Consider the following 2,030-nt stretch of genomic DNA (forward strand, 5'->3'; position numbering starts at 1 on the left):
CGGCCCTTGGTCTCCGCCAGCAGGCCCGCCAGCTCCGCCGGCGACGGGTCGCCCGCCGCCGCGCCCACGGCCGCCTCGTCCACCCCCGAGACGACGACGCGGAACGGCACCCGCGCCCGGGTCAGGACCTCCGCCCGGCCGGGGGAGGCCGAGCCGAGCACCAGCCGCAGGCCCGTGCCGGGGCCGGCCGCGCCGTCGTCGTGCGGGATCACGCGAGCGCCTCCCGCAGGGTGTCCAGGCCCATGCCGCCCAGGCGCAGGGCCCGCGTGTGGAAGGCCTTGAGGTCGAAGTCGGCGCCCTCGGCCTGCTCGTGCTCGGCGCGGATCTGCTCCCAGATGCGCTGGCCCACCTTGTACGCCGGCGCCTGCCCCGGCCAGCCGAGGTACCGCGTGAACTCGAAGCGGCGCTGGCCCTCGGAGATCCTCAGGTGCTTGGTCAGGAACGCGTAGCCCTTCTCCGGGGTCCACGCGCCGCCGCCCTCGGACTCGGGGGCGTCGAAGCCGCAGTGGTAGCCGATGTCGAACACCACGCGGGCCGCGCGCATGCGCTGCATGTCCAGCATGCCGAGGTGGTCGCCCGGGTCGTCGAGGAAGCCGAGCTCCTCCATGAGCTTCTCCGCGTACAGCGCCCAGCCCTCGCCGTGGCCGGACGTCCAGCAGAAGCTGCGGCGCCACAGGTTGAGGTTCTCCCGGTTCATCATGGCGGTGGCGATCTGCAGGTGATGGCCCGGCACGCCCTCGTGGTAGACCGTGGTGGTCTCCGCCCACGTGGTGAACTCGTCCTCGCCCGGGGGCACGGACCACCACATGCGGCCGGGCCGGGAGAAGTCGTCCGAGGGGCCGGTGTAGTAGATGCCGCCCTCCTGGGTGGGGGCGATCATGCATTCGAGCCGGTCCATCGGGGCCGGGATCTCGAAGTGCTCCTTCATGGCCTCGACCGCGTCGTCGGAGAGCCGCTGCATCCACGTGCGCAGGGCCTCGGTGCCCTTCAGGGTGCGCTCCGGGTCCGCGTCCAGGATCGCACGCGCCTCCTCGATCGTGGCGCCCGGCCGGATGCGCTCGGCGTCCGCCTGCTGCGCGGCGATGATGCGGGCCAGCTCCTCCTGGCCCCAGCGGTAGGTCTCCTCGAGGTCGATCTCGGCGCCGAGGAAGACGCGGGAGGCCAGCCGGTAGTAGTCGATCCCGACGCCGTCCGCCTCCGGGGCGTGCGGGCGCAGCTCGGCCTCGAGCGTGTCCGCGAAGTCGCGGTAGGCCTGCGCGGCGGCGTCCGCGCCGGAGCGGATGCGGGCGGCCAGGGCGTCGTCCACGACGTCGGCTGCCTCGGCCCGCTCGACCAGGCCCGGGAAGAACCCGCCCGCGGCGCCGTGGGCGCGGGCCTGCTCCACCACGATGTCCACCTGGCGCACCGCGGCCACGTGGCCGGCGTCGCGGGAGGCGAGCAGGGACTCCGTGTAGCCGCGCAGGGCGGCCGGCAGGTTCTCGAGGCGGCCGGCGATGTGGCCCCACTGCTCCGCGGTGTCCGTGGGCATGAGATCGAAGACCGCGCGGATGCCCTGGGCGGGGGAGGCGATGTTGTTCAGCTCGGTGCGGCCGGTCGCGTGGATCTCGCGCTCGAGGCCGATGCGCTCCTGCATGGCCGCCTTCGTGACGCGGTCCGTCTCGTCCTGCGGCTCGAGCGCGGCCAAGTCCTCGAGCAGGCGGGCGTTGAGCTCGTCGTCGGCGCGGGCGCCGGCGGGGGAGAAGTCCGTGTACTCGGTCTCCCGGCCGGGGAAGCCGAGCTCGGTGGCGGTGTCCGGATGCAGGGCGAGGAGGTCGGTCACGTAGCGCTCGGCGAGCGCGTCGATGGCGGACGGGGTGCGGGCGCCGTCGGCGGCGGCCTCGGAGGTGTGCTGGGTCATACCGGCACTCTAGGCGCTGGCGCCCGCGTCCCGGCTCACTGCGGGCCCGCGCCCTGACGCCACTGACCGCGGCCGGGCCGGGCCCACAGGCCCAGGTCGCCGCGACGGCGGAGCGTGCGGTCCAGGGGACGGG

General features: G+C 74.7%; 2 protein-coding genes. Both read right to left on the minus strand.

Features of this window, described 5'->3' with window-relative positions:
* Positions 1-212 (minus strand): Maf family protein (locus HMPREF3105_RS10830; protein ID WP_210401449.1); only part of this gene is annotated, 212 nt, incomplete at its 3' end.
* Positions 209-1,897 carry a DUF885 domain-containing protein gene (locus HMPREF3105_RS10835; protein ID WP_070709593.1) on the minus strand — a complete coding sequence of 563 codons (1,689 nt, stop codon included), beginning with the start codon at positions 1,895-1,897 and terminating at the stop codon, positions 209-211. The genes HMPREF3105_RS10830 and HMPREF3105_RS10835, both read right to left, overlap by 4 nt.
* Between the last annotated feature and the right edge of the window lie 133 nt (positions 1,898-2,030).

The sequence above is a fragment of the Micrococcus sp. HMSC31B01 genome (assembly GCF_001816085.1).
GTDB lineage: Bacteria > Actinomycetota > Actinomycetes > Actinomycetales > Micrococcaceae > Micrococcus > Micrococcus luteus.